We start from the raw sequence: 660 nt of genomic DNA, 5'->3' as shown, positions 1-660 counted from the left end.
CGCAGTTCCTAAATCACGGATCATCATCCATCAACTGCGGAGGTTTCGATGCGAAAACCACGGGACTTTGATTCGGAACTGAAGGCGCTCGACAGCAAGGCGCGACAGCTCAGACAAGCCAAGCTCCAGCAGCTCGGCGAACTGGTAGTCGCGACCGGTGCCGATGCGCTGCCGATCGAGCAACTGGCGGGCGCGCTGCTTGCGGCTGTCAGCGCGTCCGACATGATCGCACGGGAGGACTGGCGCCAGTGTGGCGCGGCCTTCTTTCAACGGCAGGGCAAAGCTCGCGGACACGCTCGTGCGCGTGCGGCATCGGCTGCGGCAGCTGACGGCGGCGCGGCACCGACTGGAAGCGCAGCGGGCGCGGAATGACGCGCGAGAGTGGGTGGTGAAGCGCCGCGAACGAACGCGTCAGCTGATCGAGCTTGGCGGCCTGGTTGCGAAGGCCGGATTGGTCGAACTCACCGACGACGACCGCACTGTACTGTTCGGTGTTATGATCGACGCTGCTGCCACGCTGAAAAGCGAACAACGGGATCAGGCACTGACGTTATGGCGAAGACGTGGACGTCGCGCGTTCGAGCAGCTGCAGAATGCATAATCTCGCCGGATCTTCCAACATATTTTAGCAGACGGAGTATGCACGCTCCTATAATCTCA

Annotated in this window: 2 protein-coding genes; both read left to right on the top strand. The window is 61.7% G+C overall.

Annotated features, from left to right (window positions below; all coding sequences use genetic code 11):
* Positions 1-48: 48 nt before the first annotated feature.
* Positions 49-372, top strand: coding sequence for a conjugal transfer protein TraD (locus tag SAZ01S_RS23410; RefSeq protein ID WP_084584716.1), 324 nt, complete (start codon positions 49-51; stop codon positions 370-372).
* Between the two features lie 16 nt (positions 373-388).
* Complete coding sequence (locus tag SAZ01S_RS23405; protein WP_084584717.1) at positions 389-601, top strand: conjugal transfer protein TraD; 213 nt, start codon at positions 389-391, stop codon at positions 599-601.
* Positions 602-660 lie beyond the last annotated feature (59 nt).

This window comes from Sphingomonas azotifigens NBRC 15497 (genome assembly GCF_002091475.1).
Classification (GTDB): domain Bacteria; phylum Pseudomonadota; class Alphaproteobacteria; order Sphingomonadales; family Sphingomonadaceae; genus Sphingomonas; species Sphingomonas azotifigens.
This window is presented reverse-complemented; position numbering and strand designations above follow the sequence as displayed.

Bases quoted from the DNA above. Each gene is read 5' to 3' on its own strand.
- SAZ01S_RS23410 (WP_084584716.1), top strand. From the start codon at position 49: ATGCGAAAACCACGGGACTTTGATTCGGAACTGAAGGCGCTCGACAGC.